Annotated in this window: 21 protein-coding genes, 1 other RNA gene and 1 pseudogene; 10 read left to right on the forward strand and 13 right to left on the reverse strand. The window is 45.6% G+C overall.

Annotation, left to right across the window (positions count from 1 at the left end):
• Window positions 1–64: 64 nt before the first annotated feature.
• Window positions 65–1102 (reverse strand): FecCD family ABC transporter permease, encoded by a 1038-nt coding sequence (locus tag HP401_RS03870; RefSeq protein WP_173604134.1) that lies wholly within the window; start codon window positions 1100–1102, stop codon window positions 65–67.
• Window positions 1102–2109 carry a FecCD family ABC transporter permease gene (locus HP401_RS03875; RefSeq protein WP_087347813.1) on the reverse strand — a complete coding sequence of 336 codons (1008 nt, stop codon included), beginning with the start codon at window positions 2107–2109 and terminating at the stop codon, window positions 1102–1104. Before HP401_RS03875 ends, HP401_RS03870 begins: the two co-directional genes overlap by 1 nt.
• Before the next feature lie 183 nt (window positions 2110–2292).
• Here HP401_RS03875 and HP401_RS03880 point away from each other — a divergent pair, with 183 nt between their 5' ends.
• Complete coding sequence (locus HP401_RS03880) at window positions 2293–3288, forward strand: ABC transporter substrate-binding protein (protein ID WP_173604135.1); 996 nt, start codon at window positions 2293–2295, stop codon at window positions 3286–3288.
• A gap of 41 nt (window positions 3289–3329) precedes the next feature.
• Here HP401_RS03880 and HP401_RS03885 read toward each other — a convergent pair whose 3' ends face one another.
• The 5 genes and pseudogenes from HP401_RS03885 to HP401_RS03905 form a co-directional block, all read right to left on the reverse strand.
• Window positions 3330–4568 carry a YjgB family protein gene (locus HP401_RS03885; protein WP_173604136.1) on the reverse strand — a complete coding sequence of 413 codons (1239 nt, stop codon included), beginning with the start codon at window positions 4566–4568 and terminating at the stop codon, window positions 3330–3332.
• Entirely contained in the window at window positions 4558–5082 is a 525-nt protein-coding gene (locus tag HP401_RS03890) for an RNA polymerase sigma factor (RefSeq protein WP_064203217.1), read from the reverse strand. The genes HP401_RS03885 and HP401_RS03890 overlap by 11 nt, the downstream gene beginning before the upstream one ends.
• Before the next feature lie 107 nt (window positions 5083–5189).
• A pseudogene (locus tag HP401_RS03895) lies at window positions 5190–5954 on the reverse strand (ABC transporter permease).
• Window positions 5951–6703 (reverse strand): ABC transporter ATP-binding protein, encoded by a 753-nt coding sequence (locus HP401_RS03900; protein WP_173604137.1) that lies wholly within the window; start codon window positions 6701–6703, stop codon window positions 5951–5953. The pseudogene HP401_RS03895 and the gene HP401_RS03900 overlap by 4 nt, the downstream one beginning before the upstream one ends.
• Window positions 6704–6785: 82 nt before the next feature.
• Window positions 6786–7181, reverse strand: a complete 396-nt coding sequence (locus tag HP401_RS03905) for a YqzM family protein (protein ID WP_026134028.1) — start codon at window positions 7179–7181, stop codon at window positions 6786–6788.
• Between the two features lie 281 nt (window positions 7182–7462).
• Between HP401_RS03905 and secG the strand changes: the two genes are divergently transcribed.
• The 4 genes from secG to ssrA all read left to right on the forward strand — a co-directional run bounded on the left by secG (window position 7463) and on the right by ssrA (window position 11515).
• Window positions 7463–7705 carry a preprotein translocase subunit SecG gene (gene secG, locus HP401_RS03910; protein WP_007728789.1) on the forward strand — a complete coding sequence of 81 codons (243 nt, stop codon included), beginning with the start codon at window positions 7463–7465 and terminating at the stop codon, window positions 7703–7705.
• A 142-nt stretch (window positions 7706–7847) separates the two neighbouring features.
• Window positions 7848–10379: a ribonuclease R gene (rnr, locus tag HP401_RS03915; RefSeq protein WP_173604138.1), complete on the forward strand. Its 2532-nt coding sequence runs from the start codon at window positions 7848–7850 to the stop codon at window positions 10377–10379.
• Between the two features lie 148 nt (window positions 10380–10527).
• Window positions 10528–11001 carry an SsrA-binding protein SmpB gene (gene smpB / locus HP401_RS03920; protein ID WP_173604139.1) on the forward strand — a complete coding sequence of 158 codons (474 nt, stop codon included), beginning with the start codon at window positions 10528–10530 and terminating at the stop codon, window positions 10999–11001.
• Between the two features lie 158 nt (window positions 11002–11159).
• Window positions 11160–11515: a transfer-messenger RNA gene (gene ssrA / locus HP401_RS03925) on the forward strand.
• A 238-nt stretch (window positions 11516–11753) separates the two neighbouring features.
• Here ssrA and HP401_RS03930 read toward each other — a convergent pair.
• Together HP401_RS03930 and HP401_RS03935 are read right to left on the reverse strand one after the other, a co-directional pair.
• The gene (locus tag HP401_RS03930; RefSeq protein ID WP_142498173.1) at window positions 11754–12803 is read right to left on the reverse strand and encodes a DUF3231 family protein; all 1050 of its coding nucleotides are present in this window, start codon (window positions 12801–12803) and stop codon (window positions 11754–11756) included.
• Between the two features lie 58 nt (window positions 12804–12861).
• Window positions 12862–13347 carry a hypothetical protein gene (locus HP401_RS03935; RefSeq protein ID WP_173604140.1) on the reverse strand — a complete coding sequence of 162 codons (486 nt, stop codon included), beginning with the start codon at window positions 13345–13347 and terminating at the stop codon, window positions 12862–12864.
• Between the two features lie 750 nt (window positions 13348–14097).
• On the opposite strand from HP401_RS03935, the gene HP401_RS03940 reads away from it, so the two are divergent.
• A complete protein-coding gene (locus tag HP401_RS03940) occupies window positions 14098–14742 on the forward strand; it encodes a hypothetical protein (protein ID WP_173604141.1) in 645 nt (214 codons plus the stop codon).
• A gap of 141 nt (window positions 14743–14883) precedes the next feature.
• On the opposite strand, the gene HP401_RS03945 is transcribed toward HP401_RS03940, so the two are convergent.
• From HP401_RS03945 to HP401_RS03955, 3 genes are all read right to left on the reverse strand, one after another.
• On the reverse strand, window positions 14884–15507 hold the full coding sequence (locus HP401_RS03945; RefSeq protein ID WP_173604142.1) for a DUF2306 domain-containing protein: 624 nt from the start codon (window positions 15505–15507) through the stop codon (window positions 14884–14886).
• Between the two features lie 2 nt (window positions 15508–15509).
• Window positions 15510–15920 carry a DUF6220 domain-containing protein gene (locus tag HP401_RS29805; RefSeq protein ID WP_173604143.1) on the reverse strand — a complete coding sequence of 137 codons (411 nt, stop codon included), beginning with the start codon at window positions 15918–15920 and terminating at the stop codon, window positions 15510–15512.
• A gap of 180 nt (window positions 15921–16100) precedes the next feature.
• Window positions 16101–17579: a hypothetical protein gene (locus tag HP401_RS03955; RefSeq protein ID WP_254456997.1), complete on the reverse strand. Its 1479-nt coding sequence runs from the start codon at window positions 17577–17579 to the stop codon at window positions 16101–16103.
• Between the two features lie 698 nt (window positions 17580–18277).
• Here HP401_RS03955 and brnQ point away from each other — a divergent pair.
• From brnQ to HP401_RS03975, 4 genes are all read left to right on the forward strand, one after another.
• Window positions 18278–19624, forward strand: a complete 1347-nt coding sequence (gene brnQ, locus HP401_RS03960; protein WP_142498167.1) for a branched-chain amino acid transport system II carrier protein — start codon at window positions 18278–18280, stop codon at window positions 19622–19624.
• A gap of 203 nt (window positions 19625–19827) precedes the next feature.
• Window positions 19828–20475 carry a 2OG-Fe(II) oxygenase gene (locus HP401_RS03965; protein ID WP_015893438.1) on the forward strand — a complete coding sequence of 216 codons (648 nt, stop codon included), beginning with the start codon at window positions 19828–19830 and terminating at the stop codon, window positions 20473–20475.
• Window positions 20476–20641: 166 nt separating this feature from the next.
• Window positions 20642–22234, forward strand: coding sequence for a sensor domain-containing diguanylate cyclase (locus HP401_RS03970; RefSeq protein ID WP_173604145.1), 1593 nt, complete (start codon window positions 20642–20644; stop codon window positions 22232–22234).
• 206 nt (window positions 22235–22440) lie between these two features.
• On the forward strand, window positions 22441–24762 hold the full coding sequence (locus tag HP401_RS03975) for a S9 family peptidase (protein WP_173604146.1): 2322 nt from the start codon (window positions 22441–22443) through the stop codon (window positions 24760–24762).
• 48 nt (window positions 24763–24810) lie between these two features.
• On the opposite strand, the gene HP401_RS03980 is transcribed toward HP401_RS03975, so the two are convergent.
• On the reverse strand, window positions 24811–25884 hold the full coding sequence (locus HP401_RS03980) for an RDD family protein (RefSeq protein WP_173604147.1): 1074 nt from the start codon (window positions 25882–25884) through the stop codon (window positions 24811–24813).
• Window positions 25885–25935 lie beyond the last annotated feature (51 nt).

Raw genomic sequence — 25935 nt, forward strand, 5'->3', positions numbered from 1 at the left:
GGGTGGGACAAGAATCTGAGCGTTTTCTCCTGTTTCCTCCCCACCACAGCGGGACTAAGTTCTTCTAGCGATTTCGGTTTTTATACAGCAAGTAGATGAAAAACGGAGCGCCGATGGCAGAGGTGAATACTCCTACAGGCACTTCGATTGGTGAAAAAGCCATGCGGGCAATCAAATCCGCAAGCAATACGATAATGGCACCCAAGAAAGCCGAGAGTGTCATGGCACCGCCAAAGGAAGGACCAATCAGTTGCTTGGCAATGTGGGGGGCCAGCAAAGCCACAAAGCTGATATCGCCTCCAACAGAGACGGCTGTTCCCGTCAAAGCCGCGCAAATCATGAGGAGGAGGAAGCGATCCAATTGTAAGGAACTGCCGAGACTCGTCGCCAGATCATCGCCGAGCTGTTGAATGTTCACGCGCCTTGCAAGCAAGCACGCTACGAGAATCAGTCCGACTACCCACGGCAAAATCATGAATACGTCATTCCAGTCAACGCCGTAGATGCTTCCAGTCAGCCAGAGCAATGCCTTATTTTGCAGCAAAAACGGACTGAACATGATCAGCATGGTGACAATGGCACCCGCTGCGATTTTGATTCCAACGCCGATCATGACGAGACGAAGCGGTGTGACGCCTTTTTTCCAAGAGAGGGCGTACAGCAGGAATGTCGTCAATGTTGCTCCCAAAAAAGCGATGGGAGGAAGCCACTTGATGCTCACTGTTTCAAATAGCATCAAGAAGCCGACTGCAAAAACAGATGCTCCACCCGATATCCCAAGAATATCCGGAGAAGCCAATGGGTTGCGGACGAGACCCTGCATGATGGCACCGGCGACTGCGAGTGCGGCACCTACCAGAATGGCAATGACGATGCGTGGCAGGCGAAACTGCTCTACAATCAAAGCATTTTCTTCTGAACCGATTCCCAACAAAACCTTTACCACATCGAGCGGAGCAATTTTCATTTCACCCATTCCGAGACTGACAACCGCTACGGTGATGACGATCAGCAAGGCGAGTAGCGAAAACCAGAGCGTCTTTTTATGTAGCTGAAACGATGAAAAGCGCTTACCGATGCGAAGAGACAGGTAGTCTTTCATTATTTATCCAGCCCCTTGCGTGCGACATAGATGAAGAACGGAATCCCGATCAGGGCTGTCATTACTCCAATAGGAACTTCAGCAGGCATTGCAATATAACGAGCGCCGATGTCTGCTAACAGCAGCAGGATGGAACCAAGCAGACCGCTGTACAAAAGTACCCAGCGAGTGTCTATTCCGACGAGATAGCGGGCCAGATGCGGCGTGACCAAACCGACAAAACCAATAGGTCCAGCAACAGCAACTGCGCAACCGGATAAGAGAACAATGACGATTCCGACACTGAATTTGACCAATAATGTGCGCTGTCCGAGACCTTTTGCTACGTCATCACCCATCAACAACGTTTGAATTGGGCGTGCGAGGACAAATGCAGCGATCCAGGCGATGATCATATAAGGAAAGACAGTGGCTAAATACTCCAGCTTTCTGCCTCCGACTGACCCTGCCAGCCAGAAAAGCACCTCGTCTGTGGCCTTTTCATTCAGGACCATCATGCCGTGTCGGATCGAGGAAGCCAAAGCGGTGATAGCTGCACCCGCCAGAACCAGCTTCACAGGCGAAAGTCCATCTCTGCCGAATGAACCGAGCAAGTAGACGATCAAACCTGCTACAGCGGCTCCTAAAAAGGAAATCCACGTAAACTGGGTCAAGGAGCTGATCCCGACAAATGTAACGGCGAACACAACAAAAAGAGAAGCACCTGCATTAAGACCGAACAGTTCAACGTCTGCAACAGGGTTTCTCGTCAAGGATTGGAGCAGAGTTCCGGCCAAGCCGAGGCAGAAACCGACCGTTAGCGCATTGAGCACACGCGGTACTCGCACTTCTTTAATGACGATGTGTTCATTAGAGCCGTTGAAATTCGTGTAGGCATCAATCGCAGTTTGCCAACTCGTGTCAACGACGCCAAAGATGAGGCTGGCATAACTGAGGTATGTCATGAGGAGAAGGGCGAATACCAGTCCCAGAATTTTACGAAAGTTGCTAGCTAAAAAAGTATTCATGATGGCTACATCCTTATTTCTTAGATGGTTTCATAGTTAAGTGTAGAGCTACATAAAGGAAGTGTCAATGACGTTGATAGTCATTATCAATTTGTGATTGACTTTTGACAGGCAGGGGAGTAGGATAGACTCTGTCATTGATATGAATTCTCATTATAGAAAAGGGAAAGGGGTCCTTTCATCATGTTTTCTCGTACATATCGGACCGCAGGCGGTAAAGCTTTCTTTGCTGTCTTAATGGCGACCTTGTTGGTTGTTACCGGTTGCGGTACTCCGCAAGCAACTGAACAAAAGCCTGCTGATCAAGCCAAAGGCAATTCGGAGGGTTCCGGCCAAAGCTATACAGTAAAACACGCGATGGGCGAAACGACCATCAAAGGTACACCAGAACGTATCGTCATGTTGACCAACCAAGGTACTGAAACTCTGATGGCTCTCGGTGTGAAACCAGTAGGGGCTGTAGGTGCAGCTAATGATCCAACACAATTCTACGATTTCACCAAGTCCTTCCTTGAGGGTACAAAATCAGTTGGTACAGAAGGACAACCTAATCTGGAAGCAATCGCGGCACTGAAACCTGATCTGATTCTGGGTATGAAATTCCGTCATGAAAAAATTTATCAACAATTGACTGCAATTGCTCCAACCGTATTCGTGGAAGAGCCACGCGGCGACTGGAAAGAAAACTTCTCCTTGTTCGCAGAAGCAGTAAACAAAAAGGCTGAGGGTGAAAAAATCCTCGCTGATTGGAACAAGCGCGTAGAAGAGTTTAAAGCAAAAGCGGGCGACAAGCTGAATACAAAAGTATCCGTTGTACGCTTCATGCCTGGTAAAGTTCGCATCTACTACAAAAATACCTTCACTGGCGCGATTTTCAAAGACCTTGGCCTGGCACGTCCAGCTTCCCAAGACAAAGACGATTTCGCAGCAGAAGTAACCAAAGAGCGCATTCCAGAAATGGACGGCGACATCATGTTCTACTTCACGTACGAAACAGGCAAAGGCGATGCTTCCAAGCTGGAGCAGGAGTGGACAAACGATTCACTCTGGAAAAACCTGAACGTCGTGAAAGCAGGCAAAGCGTTCAAAGTGGATGACACTATCTGGAATACTTCCGGTGGCGTAATCGCAGCGAATAAAGTACTGGATGAGCTGGAAGGCTACATCATCGGTAAATAATGAGAAAAGACGGGACTGATGCTCCCGTCTTTTTTGTGTGGTTACCCCGCCATGTTGTTGAAAGTTCCACGTGGGTAGTAAATGTTTACGTGATCGATGTAGATTGTGTTTGGATCATCGGTCATGATGCCTGAGAAAATGAATTTCAATTCGTAATCAGGAGTCACCTTGTAGGTGTAGATGGTTTGGCCGCCCGTTGTGGCTTTGCTTGTTGGCTCTCCAAGTGTTTTACGCACCTCGGCAAGTGTGATTGCTTGCAAGCGTGGGTCATAGGAACGAATATCGACGATCTGCATTCCTTTGTTAAAGGCAAAGACAAGATTGAGATTCCGGTACGTATTGTACGTGATGCCTTTGACGAAAGAGACGACATCCGGTTTGCCCAGCTCTTTTTCCGCGTCATCGAATACATCCTTTTCTAAACGATACTGACTGCCAAAGATTTGGCCTTTCCCTGCGAGATCACGCACGCTTTGTAACAAATCGGCATTGTTCCCATAAAGCATGAGATTTTTATTTCCTTGCGGGTAATACAGCTGGTATTCAACAAGAATCTGGTCTTCCTTGCTCGTGCTTTTTGTTCCTTGGAAGATTAGCTTGACCTGATAGTTGCTCGTCACGTCATAGGTATAAATCGTACGATCGCCAAACTCGCTGATACGGCTCGGTTTTCCCCAGCTCTTTTCGACGGCAGACAGGCTAATTTGCTGCAAGCGAGAATCTGTCCTGTGCATGTCTACGAGCTGCATGCCTTTGTTGTAGCCAAACACGACTTCTTTTTTCGGATAGGCGGAGTAGATCAGTCCATTTGCTGTGTAGGTTTTCTCAGGCTTTCCCCAGCCCTTTTCTATATCATCTATCGTTTTTTCCAGAACGAATGGAAGGGAGATGACTCTGCCTTCTTGAGCATTTGAGCGAATTTGTGACAAGAGCTCCTCTGACTGCGGAATAGGCTGTGTTGTTACGCTGTTGTTTTGAGCTGGTCCCGGAGAAGCGGTAGGAGAGCCAGGAGCAATAGGCCCAACGGTGTCTGGCATTGTACTCTGCGGTTGATTCGTAAGGAGTGAGGCTCCCAGCCAGACGGTCACAGCAAGTACCGAGCAGAGGGCCAATCCCTTGCCAAGCGCAGAGAAACCACGAAAAGAAGCAGTCCCCCCAGATTTGCTCACATTTGTTTGGCGAATAGCAGAAACGATCTCGTGCTTTTGTTCTCCGTTCATTTTCATATCAGGCATCCCCTTCAATTTAGCTAGTAAGTCATGGTCTGAATTAGATTGCATCGCCAATCATCTCCTTTTTCTCACGCTCAAGTATTTCTCTGACGGCTTTCATGGCACGGTGCAATGTCACGTTGACTTTGTTTTCGGACCACCCCAGTATTTCAGCAGTCTCCTTGGAGGACAGTCCTTTGACTCCACGCAAAATGAGCACCTCCCGAAAAGCGGGTTTTACGTCACGGATTGCATGGTAAAGTGCCTGCTGTTCCTCATGTACGTGCAGAATTTCTTCCGGTGTTTTTTCTTCCGTTTCTACATTCGCCAGCCATTTATCTGGCAGCCAGTTACGTAGACGTTGCTTTCGTTTATGATCGATGGCGGTATTCCTCGCGATCGTCAATAGCCAAGTTTTCGGTTGCGATCTGCCTTCGAATGCGTCCAGAGACCGAAGCGCTTTTAAAAAGACATCTTGAACGAGGTCCTCTACATCGCGGGTTCCTGTGTAGTAAATAAGAAATTTGTAAATATCATCGCCATAGCGAAGGAACCATTGCTCCATTAAACCGTTTTTGTCCATAGCTGAACCACCTTCTGTACGTTCTACTTGTAATTTGACGACTCAGGGTGCATTTCATTACAAAAACAAAAAAACTGCCGGAAACAAAGGTCCGACAGTGTGTGCATTTAAGAGTGGAGCATGGAGTCCCGCGTAAACCAGAGCTGATAGCTGAGCATGCTGATGAGAACCGCCGAAATGGCAGCAGAGGAGCTGAAGCTGAGCATAATGAGGATTTGGTAGCGTACGGCCTCGATGGGACTGGCACCCGCGACAATCATGCCGGTCATCATCCCTGGCAATTGGACGAGTCCGATTGTTTTCATCGTGTCAAAGGTAGGGATCATGCTCGCTTTGACGGCGCGCTTCAACACCACATGCACGGCTTGGCGAGTAGTGGCTCACAGACACAGCAGTGTTTCAATTTCCCCACGAGAGGCTTCAACTTCTCTGTTCATATGCGTGAGAAAAAGGCTCGTGACGATCATAGAGCTGCCTATAATCATGCCGCTCATCGGAATGAGGTACTGCGGCGTGGGAGAGACAAGCCCGAGTATAACCAACAGTCCCAGCGTGATGATTTGTGTTATCGCAAGTGAAAGGGAGATCCGCCAAAAGATCCCCGTTAATTGCTTCGCTCTGCTGGCAGCGTTCCACGAAGCGACCAAGATCATCATGAGAATGATCAATAATATAAACCAGACACTGTCGGCAGCAAAGACAAAATGTAGGACGTAGCCGATCGCAAGCAATTGAACAGTAGAGCGGATGGTGCCAATCAAAATGTCTTTTTCCAAACCGAGCTTCTGCCAAACAGAAAGCAGGAGGGCAATGAAAACAAAGGCATAGGCAAAGAGTAGCCACATGTATGAACCCGTAAACGTATGTGTCATCGCTGCACCTCACTCAGGGCAGCATGGACATTTCCATCTTGCAAAAATTCACGAGCTTCCACGGATTGGGGCGAGTGGAAAAACGCTTCACATTCCGTGTCCTCTGCGAGCTGGTGGTTGGCCATGAACCAAATGCGCTTGCAAGCGACTCGTGCTTCTTCTAAATCGTGCGTGACCCAAATTAAGGTCGTGCCCATTTGGTGGTGCAAATCGACGAGGAGCCGCTCAGCTGCCTGCTTGCTTTTCGTATCGAGGGAAGCGGTGACCTCATCTAGCAGCAGGACAGATGGCTGTAGCATCAGGCTGCGAACGAGAGCGAGCCGTTGCTTTTCGCCGCCGGACAGTTGAGTGGCTGGTTTTGACCAATCGATTTCTTCCATATATAACTGCTCCATCAAATCGGAGGCGAGCTTCATATCAAAAGGACGCTGATGCAGGGTACTTACTGTCCGCAGGTTATCTTCCACGCTGCCTGGCAGCATAACAGCCTGCTGTGCCACATAGCTGATTTTCATTCGCCAAGCTCTCGGGTCCCACAGTGACATTTCTTTCTTTTCCAAGAAAACCGTACCGGCGTCAGGTTGCAGAAGACGACCTAAAATACGAAGCAAGGTGCTTTTTCCTTGGCCTGATTTTCCCAGAATTCCAATAATCGTAGGCTCCATAATGCTAGCGTTTACGTCACGGAACAACCATGTACTCGTAGAGGAGTGGATTTGTTTCCCCAAAGCTTCAATCTGGATGGTCATATATAAAAGCCTCCCCATTAACGCGGAAAACACCGAAGAGGACAAGTCTTCGGTGTTTCTTTCTTACAGGCTATCTATGTACTTATTTCTTCTCCGACAGCCACTGTGAAACCGCTTGAATTTCTGGTTGTTTCTTTAGCATTCCAGGGGGCATGCCGCCTTTACCTTCTTTGATGATTTTAGCAATGTCGTCAGCGCTGAGCGTTGCTCCAATTTTTGTCAGGTTTGGACCTGCAATGCCTTCGAGATTTTGGCCATGACAGGAAGAGCAATTTTGTTTAAATACAGCAGCAGCGTCAATTTGTGCAGTTGGTGCGCCGCCACCATTTGCTTCTTCGCCATGTTTTGGTGGGAAAATGATTGATCCTACGAGTGCAATGAGAAAAACAAGAAACAAGATACCAAACGAAGTGAAAAAGGCCTTCGCGGAATCAATTACATCGTTTTGATTCATGTCTTTTTTGTTGGACCCAGCCATCTGACAAAGACCTCCCAAAGCGAATTATAAAGTTTCATTGTAATTTTACGGCAAAAGTTTGACAATATCAAGGCGACTACCCAACAAGACAAAGAAAGTACACAATTTGCCATTTTTTCGTAAAAACACGTTGCTCTTAGTCTACCTTATAACAGTCAATATTATTTGAGAGAATTTCTCTTATAATGGAAGGGTTAGCGGGTTGCTGTTACCAGACAAGTGTGATAAAGTTGTTGTATTGGTTTTTTCCGCCTTGGAAATACGTTTTGAGGTGAATGAAAATGGCATTGGCTGCGAAAATTTTACTTGTGATCGCAAGTATTGGCTTAATTATCGTCGTGTTGCTGCAATCGGGAAAAAGTGCCGGCCTTTCCGGAGCGATTGGTGGCGGCGCAGAGCAACTGATGGGCAAACAAAAAGCCCGCGGGATTGACGCACTTTTAGGGAAACTGACCGTTGTATTTGCGGTTGGCTTCATGATTTTTGCGATTTTGCTCGGGTATTTCTTGAAATCAGGAGCGTAATAGACGAATGGCCGGAAGACAGCGAGTGCAACTTGCTGTCTTTTTCTCTATTCCGATTGCGATATGCGGGAACGGTGAATACTACATAATAGGATGGTCATAGAGAAACGCGGGAATGCCACGCGAAAAAGGAGGTTTGTGAATGGAAGATCAAGAAAAAATACTCGCGTTTATGCGAGAGCAAGCATACCACCCGATGACGGTGAGGGAACTGGAAGAAGCATTTGGAATCAAGGATTCTGCTAAGTTCAAGGAGCTTGTGAAAACACTGAATGCACTGGAAGCGAGCGGAGAGGTGATCCGCACCAGGGCGAATCGGTATGGTGTGCCTGAAAAAATGAATCTGGTACGTGGACGTCTGCAAAGTCATCCGAAGGGCTTCGGATTTGTAATCCCGGAGACACCTGACTCGGATGACGTATATGTACATGCGAATGATATGAATGGGGCGCTCCATGGCGATACGGTTTTTGTCCGCGTGGAAAAAGAAGCGGGCGGCAATCGTCTGGAAGGGCAGATCATCCGCATTGTCGAGCGCGGGATCAAGCAGGTCGTAGGGACATTTAAGGACGAGAGGCATTACGCGTTTGTAATCCCCGACGAAAAGCGAATCGGCAAAGATATTTTTATCCCGAAAGACTCCTTCAACGGAGCTGTAGATGGTCATAAGGTAGTCGTGAACATCGTTCGTTATCCAGAGGGGCGAGTGAATCCTGAGGGTGAGGTCGTCGAGATTCTTGGCCATAAGAACGATCCGGGCGTCGATATCCTGTCGATCATCCGCAAGTTCAACCTGCCAGAAGCATTTCCAGAGGACGTGTTAGCAGAGGCAGAGGCAGCACCAGATGAGATTTCCGAGGAGGAAATCAGCGGTCGTCGTGACTTGCGTGAGCGAATGATGGTTACGATCGACGGTGCGGATGCCAAAGACTTGGACGATGCCGTTTCCCTGGAGAGGCTGCCAAACGGAAACCTAAGACTCGGCGTGCATATCGCTGACGTCAGCTACTATGTTCGTGAAAAGTCTCAGCTGGACAATGAGGCGTATCGTCGCGGTACCAGTGTCTACTTAGTTGACCGCGTGATCCCGATGCTGCCACATCGCTTGTCCAACGGCATATGCAGTCTCAATCCGCAGGTAGATCGATTAACGATTTCCTGCGATATGGAGATGGATGCGGGCGGAAACACCGTCAAGTACGACCTCTTTTTGAGCGTGATTCGTACAGATGAGCGCATGACGTATGCAGATGTACGCAGCATTTTGGAAGATAAGGACGAAGCCTTGACCGAGAAGTACAGCAGACTCGTTCCGATGTTTGAGGATATGAAAGAGCTGGCCTTGAAGCTGCGTAAAAAACGGATGCAGCGAGGCGCCATTGACTTCGACTTCCGTGAAGCGAAAATTTACGTCGATGAAGAGGGAACCCCTACAGAAATCGGCTTCCGTACGAGATCGATTGCGGAGCAGATCATCGAGGAGTTCATGCTCGCTGCCAACGAAACAGTGGCGGAGCATTTCCACTGGATGAAGCAGCCGTTCATGTACCGGATTCACGAAGACCCGAATGCTGAAAAGCTCATGGCCTTCATGGAGTTCATCACGAATTTTGGTTACTCGATCCGCGGGAAGGGCAATTCTGTTCATCCACGTGCATTGCAACAGTTGCTGGAAGAGGTAAAAGGAACGCCGGAAGAAATTATTATCAGCACCGTCATGCTCCGTTCGATGAAGCAAGCGCGCTACGACGCGGAAAGCCTGGGGCATTACGGCTTGTCTACGGAGTTTTATACCCATTTTACTTCACCGATTCGCCGTTATCCCGACCTAATCGTCCACCGACGCATTCGCGAATGGATCGAGCTGGGGAACCAAATCTCAGAAAAACGTCTCGGGTACTGGGCAGAGCAAATGCCAGTAATCGCGGAGCATACGTCACAGCGTGAACGGTTGGCTGTGGATGCCGAGCGTGAAACAGACGATCTGAAAAAAGCGGAGTTCATGCTGGAGCGAGTGGGAGAAGAATTCGAAGGCGTCATCTCCAGCGTCACTTCGTTTGGGATTTTCGTCGAGTTACCTAATACCATTGAAGGCTTGGTGCACGTCAGCTTTTTGACCGACGACTACTATCATTACCATGAGAAAATATTTGCACTGGTTGGTGAGCGTACAGGCAAGCAGTATCGAATCGGGGATGTCGTTGAGGTACGTGTAGCGAATGTCAACGTGGATGAGCGCACCATCGACTTCGAAATCGTCGGGATGCCGAAGGCTGGCTTCCGCGGTAGCCGTGAGCGTACGCCTCGCGTAATAGATGGTCGCGGCGGGGATCGTAAGCCGACACGTGGCAAGCAACAAGATCGTTCACGTACAGGCCGTCCAGATCGTCCAGATCGTCCAGATCGCCCAGGCAGACCAGATCGACAAAAGGACAAAAAGCATCCAGCGGAAATCCGTCAGAAATACAAGGATCGCCGCAAAGCGGAAGGGAACAAACCACCTAGCCGCGCTGGATCGGGCAAAGCATCGAGCGGTGAAGAAGTGCTGCCAATTGGTGCAGGAGAAGGAGATACCCCAGCGAAACGCCAGAAGGGATTCTGGGAGGATCTCGTCAAGTCCAAGAAAAAGACCCGTAAAAATGTAGCCAGTCAGGTGAAACGGAAACGCCGTTAAACAGTTGTTTAAACCCCGAAAAGCACGCGGAGCGATCTGTTTCCCTTTTCGGGGTTGCCTATTTACCGGGTAAATGACTTGCCACAATGGGCAAAATTTGCTAGACTAACTGGTACGAAACGCAGTACGTACAAGTGAGGTGATCTCCATGTCAAAAGATAAGGCCGGAACCAAGACAATCGCCCAAAACCGAAAAGCGCGCCACGATTACCACATCGAGCAAGTATACGAGGCAGGCATTGAGCTGACCGGTACGGAGATCAAGTCCGTGCGTGCGTCACGTGTCCAGCTCAAGGACAGCTTCGCCCGTGTGCAGAATGGCGAATTGCTACTGTACAATGTGCACATCAGTCCGTACGAGCAGGGAAATCGCTTTAACCATGAGCCAGAGCGGACACGCAAGCTGCTGATGCGTCGCTTGGAAATCCTCAAGCTCAATGGTCTGATTCGCGAAAGAGGGTACTCGCTGGTCCCGCTTAGCATTTATTTGAAGGGCGGCTGGGCCAAGGTCGAGCTCGCACTTGTCAAAGGGAAAAAGAACTACGACAAGCGTGAAGACCTCAAGAAAAAAGAGTCTGCGCGTGATATCGAGCGTGCTCTGCGCGAACGCCAAAAAGGCTGATTGGATCGCACTGGCAGGCTTGGCAGCAATCAACGTTGAGTTTTGGTTGTCGCCTGTGCTATATTTAATAAGCAACAAAAAGCCAATACACTGTTTGTTACAATACAGTCTAGGTGCGGATTTAATGGCTCTTCACTTAGACTTTTTCTTACCTACCTGGGGGCGTTCTGGATTCGACGGGGATGGTAGAGCATGAGAAGCGAGCCGGGGGGCTGCGGACCTCGTCAACAACGCGGAACGCCATTAACTGGCAACAAACAACTTTCTCTCGCTGCTTAATAACCAGTGAGGCGCTACCATTCCATCGCCCATGTGGCATGACTAGCGCTCAACTTTAGTGGGATACGCCGGAGGCTTCCGCCTGGAGCCAAAGGAAGAAGATCAATCAGGCTAGGTAACGGGTCAGCGCGTCACTCCGCGAATCCGGTACCGAAATTTAAATGAGTGACTGCGCTCGGAGATGCTCATGTATCGCTGTTTTCGGACGGGGGTTCGAATCCCCCCGCCTCCACCTTACATATCAATTATGCACCCCTTGTGGGTGTTTTTTTATATATTACAGTTTGCTAGTGTTGGAGAGGTCGTTTTTTCAATCCTGAAGAACTTCAAACGGTTAAAAATAAAACTATGGCTCCTTCCCAAACCGGGTAGGAGCCATAGCTTTATTTGGCGTCATTGGATTAGGCAGCAAGTGGTGAAAGAGCTATCAGAATGGGCACTTCTTCCTCAAATTTCACCACTCGGCGGAAGGATTAATGCCTATTAGAGGCAAGGGCATTTCGATCGACAGCTTGAGGCGGCTGCTCCAGCCAACCATTTTCAATCAAGAGATTTGATCCATCCTCGACATAATTTCCAACTTCGACAAGAAAACGAGCGTATTTCGTTGCCACATCATGCCTTGCGCACATAGATATTGCATTACCATAAGCCCTTATTCTAACTGCATACATATCCAACTTATGAAACAGCATTAATCGATCTGAGAAAGGTGCAGAAGTGGAGGTGGTCACCAACTGATCAAGAATGGGAGGGGATGTTAAACCTTCCTCCTGCAGAATCCCGCTAAAAGTATCGTAATGCTTGGAAGCTATTTCTTCCCCTCGCCGAAAATAAGCCTTTGACTGATTAGATTTCGCAGCCTGACTAAAGCCAACCAATACGGCTTTGCTTGTCGCATTATTTTCAACGTTATCGTAAAGATGCGTAATCTCAAGAGCCTGCAGGGGGCGAACACGACCAAAAAAACCATTATGATAACTGTGTTTCTCTACAAAATCCACTGCTTCCGGATACGGAATATAAGGTGGTTTGATTAACAGTCCTTTTTTAAGCAATGCAGTATTTACGATATTAATGAGGTTGACTGTTTGATTGATACATGAAGTAAAAAACTCTCGAGTATCATCTCTTGTAACTAAAGGGATTGCGATCCCATATAGGCTTATTCCTGCCTTAGCAACATATTTCAGGTAATGAAGGTAAAATTCATCTTCAAATAATCTTGGTGCGGTTATATTGACATCTTCATTTGTGAATCCTACGGGAAGCGGGTAGTTTTCTTTTGCAAATATTCCTTTTAGCGATTGTAAAAATTGGTTAGACAATTGTAAAGAGTGTTCGAGTATTTTCTTGACCTCTTGATCCTCAACATGATTTAGCATATAACTCAACACGCAAACCGACATGGTATTTCCAACATATGTAGCCCAAAGCTTTCCTTGCTCGGCGGACGTTAATTTATCATGTTCATTGTTTAATTGTTGAAATGGAGTCGTTTGCTCCTCCACTATGGTTTCCATAAAGAACCCCTCCGTCCAATGAATGTTTCCTTTAAATTTTCGCCAATAATGAACCAAACTATGTTTCCTGTTTATGGATGCCCTGAGTTAGTTTTCTGAAAATAAACTGCAAAATACTTCCTACAAGAATACCCAAAAAGCAACATAACATGGGTAACCATACAGGACCCAATAGTACCCCAAAGATCCAGAAAATAGGGGAATAAATAACACCTATTGTTGCGAAAAAGGCAGCCAAGGCAAACGGAAAAACGGAGTACGGGGGAATATCAGCTGAAAAGGTATCCCGGTATGCATCATAGATAGCAAACATGTATACACATGGATAAAACATCAGCCATTGATAATCTGTCAATCGAATGGCAGTCGGGATGTCACCTTGAAAACTTGCGACGATGATCTGGTTTAAGTGGGATTTCTGATTGATGATGAATTCTAGTGCCAGCATGGTTAATCCCTTTACGTACTTTCCGTTCAATAATTGACCAAACCCTGGTAAGGCAATACTCCACAACATTTTTTCAATTGCTGCGCTTCTAATCAAATTTCCTTCCCTACCTTGCTATTTCAGATACCCTCGTATGACCTTCTTATGCTTCACCTCCTTGTGTGTTAGGATTCCAGAATGGTTTTATTTTATTTATGAAAAAAGGTGACTCATCGCTTACTGAGAAAGAAAAAGGGCACTACAAAAGATCAGGGATTCAATTGGAAGGAGGAATGGGGAAAAAGGCTTCCTAATTTAGGAAGCCTTTTTTACAGTCACTTAATACTTAATGTAACTTCTTTTGTTTTATTCTCTTTTTGCTGCCATTGTTTAAGTGTTTCAAACGAATAGTCAGCCAGATCAGGCATGCCTATCTTTAATGTTGTGTCATTCTCCCAATTTAACGAAAGTATTGGGATACTAAATCATTACACTATTTCGGACAACATCTGTACCTTCATTTTTTCCAAGTAAGATTGCGAGATTCTTTTCATTTGGAGAAAATGCATGATCAGAGAAATTCGTTTTAACTCGGTTTCCCGATCACTTTGATCGAGTTGTTCAAGGTATCTATTAATGGAGTCAACCTTTTGAATAGGGATTGAGTATTCTTTTGAATCTAATGAAAAAGTTAATCGTTCTGCTTCTTTCTGCATGTTTTGAACCTGGGTACCATTGGGGTTAGAAGAAATATTGAGTGAAGAATCGCAATCCGGAAATGACCCTTGCCCTAATTTTTGGATGCATGTTCTTTCTCTTATGCTAGACTAAAAGAATACTTCCAAAAAGAAAAGGAGCACCACCCTCATGTCTTCCACTCTACGAAGCCTACTAACCATGCTCCTCCTCGGAGCCGCAGGTGGCTTAACGATCTTCTTCCTAGACATAGAACCTACCCCAATCGTATGGATCACCTTTTTCATAATCGCTTTCGTCCCTCTCATTGGCAAAGACCTGTACATTTTTAAATTCAGCACCAACATGAATACAGTTGAACGCTACGTCAAACATTCAAAACAACCTTACTATCGTTTTTTGTACGCCTATCTACACGACAACGAAGCGGAAGCCGAGAAGGAACTAGCCAAAATCACATCCGATAAGCTTCGCGCCTACATCACCGTAGTGGTAGAACTCCATCGCGGCAACAACGATTTAGTAGAAAAAGCACTCGGAAAGATTGATTCAATCGAGCATCGACATTATTATTTCGCACATTTATCGCTACTAAAAAACAACCAAGATACCTACAACCAACACCGATCCGCGATCAAAAGCCGTATCTACCAGTTATTACTCAATGCTGAAGTGGCCTATCATCAAGGAAACATGGCAGAAGCAGAACATTACGGCCAACGGGCTATTGCCGAATCTAAGGGCGTACAAAAGTATTTGCTGATCAAGACACTTGAAAAAAGCAAACGTAGTCAGTATCGAAACTCGTATTTCTAGGTGACTTTCCTAATTCGGTTTCTGATTCCTGAAGGGAAAGCCGTGTCTCACGAATATAAGAAGGACTATCCCGATTCAACGATCGAGATAGTCCTTCTTTGCGCTACCACTCCACAGCTGATGTGGCGTGACGAAGCCAACTTATTTCTTCAAAATAACCCACTCGACAATAACAAAATTAAGAATAAGCCCAGCCCAAATGTTTACATTCAATACGTCTCCAATAACGGTTTCCATACCATGCGGAAGAGAAAAACCGTGTAAAATAAAGTACAGAAGCAGTAATACTGGCACCAACAGACGCGCACTTACGGCAACTAATGTCATTCCAAAACTGCGAATCATCCATTTTCGGTGTTCCTCATATTGCCTGTTGATGGCGGTACGGTACCCTTTCCAGCAAGTGAATAACCAAGCCAAGGATAAGATCAGGAAGCTTGTTGCCTTCATGAAATTTTCTGCATAAAAGATACTCGCTAAAGAGAGTAGTCCACTAATAAACACACTGTACACATAAACCCTTCCAAGAAAACGATGTATCCTTGGGTTCTTCAGGCGAATTCGATCGACAAACTGGAAAAAACCAGTGAGAAGAGCAATGAAAGCAGACACGATATGAGCAACTAATAAAGGATATTGAAAAGAACCGGAAATAATCGTGATGCGACTGTTTGCAGGATCGAATGTTAAATAGGGAGCCATAAATGGAACGATAACCACTAGAGATACAAGAAATAACGCCCACCAAATTTTAGGAAGTTTCATGCCTATTTCCCCCCTAAATGATGAGCATGTTTTACGGTGGTAAGAGATCCCCAGAAGAGAAACAAGGCAATGACCGGGTGAAGCGCAGAGAGGATTCCTAAGTGAGAGGAGTAAATAACGGTAAGGAACTGCGCAACGATCATGAGGTACAATCCGAGACAAATCCACCGAAGATGTACGGGCAGCTTTCCAAGGAAAGAGAGAACCAACATGCCGACAGGAAGCAGTGCAAAATATTGAGCCAAGGTTCTATGCATTTCCCAATGTTCTCCGTTGACGAATAGCCCAAGACCTGCCAGTGATACCTGAACAATAATGAAAGCAAAAAACACCCATGCGAGGACAAGAAACATGTACCTCACTATTATCACACGAGGAGGGGGAAGGGGAATCTTCTCATTCATCTCAAGCATGTAAAAACCGCTCCCATCTGAATAATTTGTCTTACCCCCATCCTAAACGCAAGTTCAAAACAAACCCTAAACGATTTCTTAAAAAAGGATAAAATCTGAATGTCATCGCGGGATATGTATACATAAAAAAACAAAGACCAACATAGGAAATATCGCCGGTCTTTGATTCATAGTCAGCTATTAATTGGGTTCTAACACAAAGTAATAGGGTTTGGAGAGAAGATTGTGCAAGTGGTCGCGTACTTCCACGTTAGGCAATCGGTTTAATGCTTCGCTAATTTCTCGTTTCATGTCCGCGTACTGGCTCTCATGCTGCTCTGCTGGGCCCTCTTTTTGTTTCTCCTCGTGAATGACTCTAGCTAAACGATTTGCTATCTGAAACAGCTCTTGATTGGTCTCACCGTAACCAGGTTCATTCGCGTTTGCCAAATAACCGCGCATTTCTGCCAAGCGAGACAGGGTATCACGCCAGTTCCATACGTGAATATTCTTTTCCCTTGTTTGCGAGCATATCTCATCGAACGGATTTTTTGATAACAAATCCTCTAATGTCCCCCATGAATCTGGTCGCATAGATTCTTCGAGTTTTTGCATACAGTACGCATCAGGGGAGAGTAGCTCTACCACTTCACGAAACGCTGGGATCGAGTTTCGTCGATAGCTTTTGATTCCCCACAAGCTATGTACCTGCAATGCCGTAGCAAATGCCTTGCAGTGAGTATCGAGCTCTTCTAATCTTTCCTCATCTAGCTTATGGCTAGCAAGAATCTTCGCTTTTACCTCATTATCAGGGATGTTTTCATTCGCTTCGCCTAATTGCATGTTTCTTTTGATGTAAGTGCGAACCGTGTCTTTTGGTATCGAATGATTCTCTTGCGCACCAAGAATTCCAAAGCGATAAGAGATAAAATCCTCGAAACCTTTACTGCTTCCGAATCCATCATCGATGGCATGCAAATCTGGTTGGACTTCCATCATTTCAGCGAGCACCTGCTCCTCAAGTCCGTAAATGCAAGCCTCGATATGTGTCCAGTAGCTTCTACATTCGTCTTCGCTCCCTAATACACGTTGATAGACGTCATGGAAGAAGAGGATATGAGCAATTTCGTGGAAGTAATTTTGAAAAGGAAACTTGATGTGCGTTCCCTCCAAATAGGATCCTGCATTTTGATAGATCCGTCCATGCTCGGGTCGGAATAACGTGGGTAGCGTCGAATGTAAATCTAAATATAATCCAATGCCTTCATTGTAACTATGTGCCCAAACAGCTAAGTAGGTTGGACTTAACAACAAAGCGATGGAGTGATTGGTAATTTGAACAGGCAAGTTGAAATAGCTGCCGTTTATTTGAGGCTGTAAGCTCAACCAGGTCATCCCAACTGCTAGAGCCTGGTATAAAGGAAATTCACCATCCGCAGATGCTTCTCTACAATAACGTTGAAATTGAAGAATCGTGTTAACAATTTCATGGCTCTTAAAACCATAGCTACTCTCGAATCGCTCAAGTCCCTCAATGAAATCCTCTGGTGATACCGTTAAAAATACGTTAATTCCATCCACCCAAAGATCGGAACCGATCTCTGATTCTAGCCATGTGTCTGCATCCTCGGCAAGTTCTCTCAACTGATGGTATCTTTCCAACAAAACCGCTTGGTTCATAATCTGCACCGTCCCGTCATGTTTGCTTACTGCCTGGAAAGCGAGAACCTTATGTAAAAAATTCAAGAGCACACGAGGTGCTCTTGAACGATCGATTACTTTTTACACGCAAGTGTCATAATTGGATGGAAAAGCAATTTCATTTCTTGAACGTTTTGATTGTTAGAAAGTTGTGCTTTCACTACCTTTTTCATGGGCAATCCCCTCCTTCCTAACGTTTTTCATTTATGGAAAACATGTATGCTTTTTGACTCTCTTACAAGCAAACATCAACAACTACGCGCCATTTCAATGCTTTCATTTCTTGCACTTGTTTGTTCTTGTTTACTGCTACTTTTACGACCTTTTTCATGAGTGTACACCTCCTTTCTAGAGGAATGGAACTAATAGGTTTGAATGTAATTATAAGGAAGATTGCTAATTGATTTCAAGTTAAGAAAAATAAATATTTTCTGAAATATTTTTAAAGTCCTTGATGCTTTGGTTTCTAGGGAAGGTACTTCCAGATGCGATATGGGGGTACTTATAGTAAACTGTAACAGGGATGTAAGTTTGCGAGCGGTACTTTGAAGTATGATGTGTTTGAAAAGAATGTTTATTTGGAGTATAGTATCAGAATGAATAAATGAGGGTTGGGTAAGCAGTCATCTGAACGAACATTTATGATTGAGAGATAGAGAACAATTAGGAGGATTATTGTGTCACAGAAAGCACCAGTTTCTTTTGTCGTTACGATCGGATTCATGTTATTTGCTTTGTTTTTTGGAGCGGGTAATTTAATTTTTCCGCCAATGCTTGGGCAATTAGCCGGAACAAATGTATGGATAGCCAATGCAGGTTTTTTGGTTACAGGGGTTGGGTTGCCTTTACTAGCGATCACAGCCTTTGTTTTTTCGGGAGCAGACGACTTGCGCTCCTTGGCCAGTCGCGTGCACCCCGTATTCGGAATGGTATTCACGATTGTTTTGTATCTGGCAATCGGTCCGTTTTTTGCGATACCTAGATCCGGCAATGTATCGTTTGATATTGGGGTAAAGCCTTTTCTATCAGAACAGGCAGGTCCGGCACCCTTGATTCTGTTTACCATCCTATTTTTTGCCATTGCGTGCTTCTTATCGCTCAATCCTATGAAAATTATCCATGTAGTCGGAAAAATCTTAACTCCGATTAAATTGACATTTATCGGAATTATTGCGTTAACGGCTATTATCTATCCAATTGGAGCCCTTCAAGCCCCGCAAGCAGATTACACGTCCCATGTATTTTTCAAGGGCTTTCAAGAAGGGTATTTGACCTTGGATGCGCTTGTAGCTTTTGTTTTTGGAATGATCATTGTGAATGCGATTAAAGAAAAAGGTATTACTGCCAAAAAACGAGTTTTGGCTACGTGCGCAAAAGCAACAATGATAGCCGGTTTACTCCTCGCCCTTTTTTATACCGCACTTTCCTTTATGGGTGCCTCTAGTGTAGAAAAGTTGGGCTACTTAGAAAATGGCGCTCAGGTTTTGGCGAAAGTCTCCAATTACTACTTTGGTTCTTACGGTGCCATTTTATTGGGATTAATGATTACAGTGGCGTGTTTGACGACAAGTGTAGGGCTTATTACAGCTTGCTCTACTTTTTTTCATTCGTTGTTTCCAAAGATCTCTTACAAAAAATTTGCGGTTATTTTGTCTGTTTTCAGTACACTCGTTGCTAATATTGGATTAACGCAACTCATTAAGGTCTCCGTTCCGGTCTTAATGACCATGTACCCGATTGCGATCTCGTTACTCTTCTTGACGTTTCTGCACAAAGCATTCAATGGCAGACCAGAAGTGTATCAAGGGAGTTTGTTTTTCACTTTTCTGATTAGTCTGTTTGATGGCTTAAAGGCTGCTGGAGTCGAAAATAGTTTTGTTTATCATTATTTTTCTCAGTACCTTCCACTGTATGACGTTGGTTTGGGCTGGCTGTTGCCTTCTATTATAGGTGGGGTATGCGGATACATGATCAGTGTATTCCGGAAGAATATGTACCACGTTCAAAAACAAAAGGAAGCATGAAAATAACCTTTCATATAGAAAGATGTCACTTAGAAGGTGCTTTCAATAGGGCAAACCCGTCTCTTCACATATAGGAGACGGGTTTTGTTTATGATGAGGGTGTTAAAAATATTTTGATTTTTCTAAAGTTTATTGATTGGTTTTACCCATTTTATGGTATTCTGTTTTTTGCGACGGATGTCATATATATGGGGTGCATAGCGATGATAGGGCACACGACTGGGAAAGAACGGACGATATTTGATCAGACTGGAAATAGGATCAAGACAGAAGATCGAGAGATTCGAATTCTTGCCAAGTATGAGGAACCGCTGGTTGTCGTGTTAGGAAATGTGCTTAGCGATAGCGAATGCGATGAGCTAATTGAACATTCCAGAGAACGATTGCAACGCTCAAAAATAGGCGAAGATCGTTCAGTCAATTCTATTCGAACGAGCAGCGGGGTGTTCTGCGAGCAGACGGAGACAATTACAAGGATCGAGAAGCGAATCTCTCAAATCATGAACATTCCGATTGAGCATGGAGATGGCTTACAAGTTCTACGATATACTCCTGGCCAAGAATATAAACCTCATTATGATTTCTTTGCAGAAACGAGTCGCGCAAGTACGAACAATCGCATTAGTACGCTCGTGATGTATTTGAATGATGTGGAACAAGGCGGAGAAACGGTGTTCCCTTTGCTTCATTTATCTGTTTTTCCCACTAAAGGCATGGCTGTCTACTTTGAATATTTTTATAGAAATCAAGAAGTAAACGAGTTCACTTTGCATGCAGGTGCACAAGTGATCCATGGAGAAAAGTGGGTTGCAACGATGTGGATGAGAAGACAAAGCTTTCGGGTCTCCTAGATGATATATGCGGAAACTACCACCTGACAAAGGTGGCCTTTTTATGTCCCCAAGCCAAGGTCGGCTACTTGAACTTTCTTGTATACTTGAAATGAATATTATCAAGTGTTAGACTATTTTTTATTTGTTGCATAATAGCTATATGCCAAATACAAGGGGGCATCCAATGCCTGTCTTACAAAAAAGAGCAAGCCGCCCGAAAAGGATTAGCCTGGTGACACTTTTAACAGGACTAGTCTCTTTATCCGTTATCCTGACTGTCACCATCCTACTTCTCTCATTCTATCAATCCAAAAAACAGGCACTAATTAACACGACGCTGACCTTAAATCACACGAGTGCAATCAAAATGAGTCATACCCTAGACGCCTTGATTAAATCCATGCGCAGTAGCTTACAGTATTCGGCGAGCATCTTTTCCAATCGGAACGAGATGACTGCGGATGAGGTATATTCCAAGCTTGAGTTGATCCGTCGTACAAACAACTATTTTAATTCGGTTACCGTGGTAGATGAAACGGGACGTGTTCAAAGTGTGTCTCCCGGATCTATTGGTACAGTAGGAAGCTATGTTAAAACGGAAACGGCGAAAATGGCATTAGCTGTAAAAAAGCCATACATTTCCAAACCTTACGTAACATCAAGTACGAAGCGACTCATTGTATTGATGAGCGAACCCATATTTGATAAAGACGGGATTTACCGGGGGGTTATCGGGGGAACGATTTATCTTCATGAAGATAACATTTTGAATACGATCTTTGGAAGTAATCCAACAGATGAACTAGGTTCCTCTTTTTACATCGTAGGTTCTGATGGTCATTTGTTGTTCCACCGTGATTCAAACCGGATCGGAGAGGATATCAGTGCCAATCCAGCCGTACGCAAGCTGATCCAAGGGAAAAATGGCTATGAACAGATGGTCAACTTGAGGGGACAGACAGTATTAGCTGCGTACGTAAAGGTTCCAGAGAATGACTGGGGTGTCGTTGTCGTGTCACCTATCAGTGTTGTTCAAGAACAAGTAAATCGTGATATTCAATCCGTTTTGTTGTATATGTTGCCTTCCTTTTTATTATTAATGCTGGTTGTGATCGGGCTTGCGCGCAAAATAGCCAAACCCTTCGTATCTTTGGCCAATCTTGTGAGTAAGGCCGGGAGACAAGAGGTGGAACTCTCTGAGGGTAGCCAGCATTGGAATCGAGAGGCTGAGCTGTTATCTCGTGCTATTCGCTTTGCCTTAACCAATATCAAAAAGAAGACGGAGCAATTGACCCACGATGCTCGAACAGATCCTTTGACAGGGCTAACGAACCGAAGAACACTCGAGGAAACCATGCAAAAATGGATGGCGGAGCAAATCCCCTTTTCTATTATGATGATGGACCTTGATCGATTTAAAGCCATTAATGACACATATGGCCATCAGGCTGGAGATGAAGTGTTGAGGCATTTTGCGAAAATCATTTCTTCCTCCCTTCGGCCTGAGGATGTCAGCTGTCGCTTTGGCGGTGAGGAATTTGTTGTCCTCGTTTCTCATACTGGTTTGGAGGAGGCCTATCAGGTAGCCGAACGAATACGTCGTGCCTTGGAAACACGGACAAACCCAATCGGGCAGCGACTAACCGTATCACAAGGCATTGCGCACTATCCTTCTCATGCTGTTTCTCCAGAAGGTCTGCTGCATGTAGCTGACGAGGCCATGTACAAGGCGAAGAGAGCGGGTAGGAACCAAACCATGATTGCGGAAGAGGAATAAAATCTATGTTAGGAGCGAAGAGGCGAGAGATCGCCTCTTTCTTCATTTGAAAAAATTCACGTGTCAGGTGCTAAAATAGTAAATTTGGAGATATATTATCGCGCTCTTTACGTATGTATGTAACAAATGGATAATTAAGGAAATTTTTCGTTCGAAAATGTGAAGCACATGATTCTTGTATCTCACTTTGAAAGAGGGGGATTGGCATGGAGAATGTTGTCACATGGGAACAGTATGAGAGGGCACAACGCTTGCATCCCGCCAATTATTACGATGCAATATTCAATGCTTTTATCAGGCCAAACTGGATCAGTGGGAATCAGTTCTGGTACATCCGTGAACTACGTCTGGAAAAGGGGACTGGCAGGCAATATGTGATCGTGGATGCTGAACAGAATACGAGTCAGCCAGCATTCGATCACGGACGCTTAGCTGTCTGTTTGTCAGGTAATGCAGGCAAAACGTATAGCGCAGAAACGTTGCCACTTGGGGAACTTATGTTTACTGAGAGTGGATCGGTATTCCAGTTTGAGATGGACGGTACGGTTTGGAACTGTGATTTACAGGAATACAGCTGCAAGCCCATCGATCATTTTAAAAAGCCGTCGATGGATGAACGGCCGTCTCCAGATGGAAAATGGGTGGCGTTCGTATATGATCACAACTTGTATGTTCGATCGCTCGAAACCGGAAGGCGTATCAGGCTTACCTATGACGGCCAGGCTTACTATGATTACGGAACCCAACCTGAATGTAGGCTCTCGACCGTGGCGGAGCGATTGAATGGCAGTAAGCTTCCTCCAGTGGTGATTTGGTCACCCGATTCCAAGATGCTGCTGACCCATAGGCTTGACCAAAGAAAGGTGCGCGAGATGCATCTGATCCAATCTGTTCCGAAAGGGGAGGGGGCCAGACCGGTACTGCACTCGTACCGTTATCCACTAGTTGGCGATCAATACGTACCATTGGCAGAGCTGGTCATCTGTAATCTGGAAAGTCGAACCGTAGTCCGGATTGAAAGCGAGCCTTTACAGGCATGCCCAGTCTCACCCCTCACTCCGGGGATGCAAATGGCCGGATGGTCATCCGACAGCAAACAGATCTATATCACCCGGATGTCCCGTGATGCCCGTTCGGTCGATTTTTCCGTAGCGGATGCTTGCACTGGTGAGGTTTGCACGCTACTGCGAGAACAAAGCGATACGTTTTTGAACCAAGACCTGCATAATCTCGGAGCGTCTAATCCGAATATTCGATTATTGGCCGATGGCTCGTTCATCTGGCATTCAGAGCGTGATGGATGGAGCCACCTCTACCATTGCGATGGCAAAACGGGAGCGATTCGCAATCCGATCACATCGGGCCCCTGGACGGTACGTAGGCTGATGGCAGTGGACGAGCAGCAGGGATGGGTGTACATCACTGGAGGGGGGCTTGAGGAAGGACGCGATCCTTATTATCAACACCTGTATCGCGTTCGTCTGGATGGAACTGGTTTGTCGTTGCTAACACCTGAAGATGCAGAGCATGATATTGTGTTTTCTCCCACTATGAAGTATTTCGTCGATACGTTTTCGCGGGTTGATTTCCCGCCAGTAACTGTTCTCCGCTCGGTAGATGGCAGCCTCATTCGAGAATTGGAGTACGCTGATGTGGAAATGCTGCTCGAGATGGGGTACCAATTTCCAGAAAGGATTACCGTCAAGGCACGAGATGGCGTGACTGATCTTTATGGGGTGATGCTGCGTCCATTCCCGTTTGATTCTTCCCGCAAGTATCCGGTTGTCGATTACATTTACGGGGGACCACAGATCATCAACACACCGAAAGCTTTCGCACTCGATCCAGGCCGAAACCATGACCCGCTGGGTGGTGGACAGTCATTAGCGCAGCTGGGCTTTATCGTATTGATTCTGGATGGAATGGGAACACCTTATCGTTCGAAAGCATTCCATGACGTCTCAGACAGAAAGTTGGAGGAAGCAGGAGGCTTGCTTGACCATGTGGCAGCGGTAAGGCAATTGGCTGAGCGCCACCAGTATGTGGATGTTGACCGGGTAGGCATCTGGGGCTCGTCAGGGGGAGGCTACGCTTCGACAAGGGCCATTCTCTCATTTCCTGACTGTTACAAGGTTGCTGTTTCCGCGTGTGGGAATCATGATCAACGGCTGTATATAGCAGCATGGGCAGAACGCTATCAAGGATTGTATGATCCGGTCTTGTACAGAGATCAAGACAATGCTCGTCTGGCAGCGAATCTGAAAGGAAAGCTCTTGCTGGTGAGTGGCGATATGGATGATAATGTGCATCCTTCCCAAACGATTCGGATGGCGGATGCATTGGTTAAAGCGGATAAAGACTTTGACATGCTGATATTGCCCAACCGACATCACGGATTTTCTATGGAGCCTTATTTTATACGCAGAAAATGGGATTATTTTATACGGCACTTGATGAGAGCCGAACCTCCATGGGGAAATCAAATAGCCAACAAAAAGGCCAGTGATAAAGAGCCGATAGAGAAGTAGTGCAAGAGGAAGAAGCCACCTGATGAAGGTGGCTTCTGTGTTCTGTCACTATTTTACCTCGCGAAAACTTGCGCTGACCTTTTGCAGTTCTTGCTTGAGGGATGCAAATCTTTTTTCTTCTGTCCAAGCCATGATTTGATGAAAATGTGTAGGCGTTTCGACTAATGTCACAATATAAGCGACCTTAATGCCGTCTACTTCGCCTTTGGCATTGAATTGGATGGCCACCTGGTTGTCGACTACAGTACGAATCTGTTTATCAATGGATACATTATCTACTCCCTCTTGAAGGTTTGCTTCAATGACTTGGGCATATTCTTGAAGCGTCAATGAACTGTCTACATCCTGTTTCGATTCTGACAGTACCAATAAATACTTTTCGCGACTACGATTGGAGATTCCTATATCAAGTTCATCGTGAAGGGTTGAATCCTTGCTCCAATCCGAAGGGGCCGATATTTGAAACTGTTTATCCTTGCTATAGAAAATTTCTTCGGTAGGCGGTCTTGATGCGATATCGATCATTCCAAAAATGAAACCAACGATGGATAAAACGGCTACGATGGAAAAGACAATAGCGAGTACGGTGGTTTGCTTTTTGCTGACGTTGTTCAGATCCTTCACTTTCACGACGTATGTATTCGCTGCCAGGTCGCCTAACCGTTGCTTTTTGTCGGAAGCCAACACACTGATACCGGCTGGCAATCCGCCTAGAAGAAACACATTTGTTTCGAATAGACGAATGAGGGAACGGATAAATGATTTCCATAACCCCGGTGGTCTTCCTTCTGCATTAACAGCAATGATGCGGAACGTAAATTTTCCGATCGTATATCCGGTAAGTCCTTCTAACAGTACATAATAAGAACATAGGATAATTGCGGCTAAGATGAAGAAAAAGAGACTGTAGACGTCTTTGGTGATGGAAACCCCAAACGAGAGAAAGCCGGTTAGAAAGCAAGCGAGAAGAATATAATCAAGAACATGGGCTCCCCATCTCATAAAAAAAATCGTCGCCCTGTCGTACGATTTCGATAAATCTCCCATGTTTTTGGGTGGCTCCTGCTGGGCAAGCGGAGAAAACTCTGTTGGTACCGATGATGATGGTGGTTGTTGCTCCAATTTTGTGCACCTCCTGAAGAAATGTAAACATATTACATTTAACCATTTTGA

The organism is Brevibacillus sp. HB2.2, assembly GCF_013284275.1.
Classification (GTDB): Bacteria; Bacillota; Bacilli; order Brevibacillales; family Brevibacillaceae; genus Brevibacillus; species Brevibacillus brevis_D.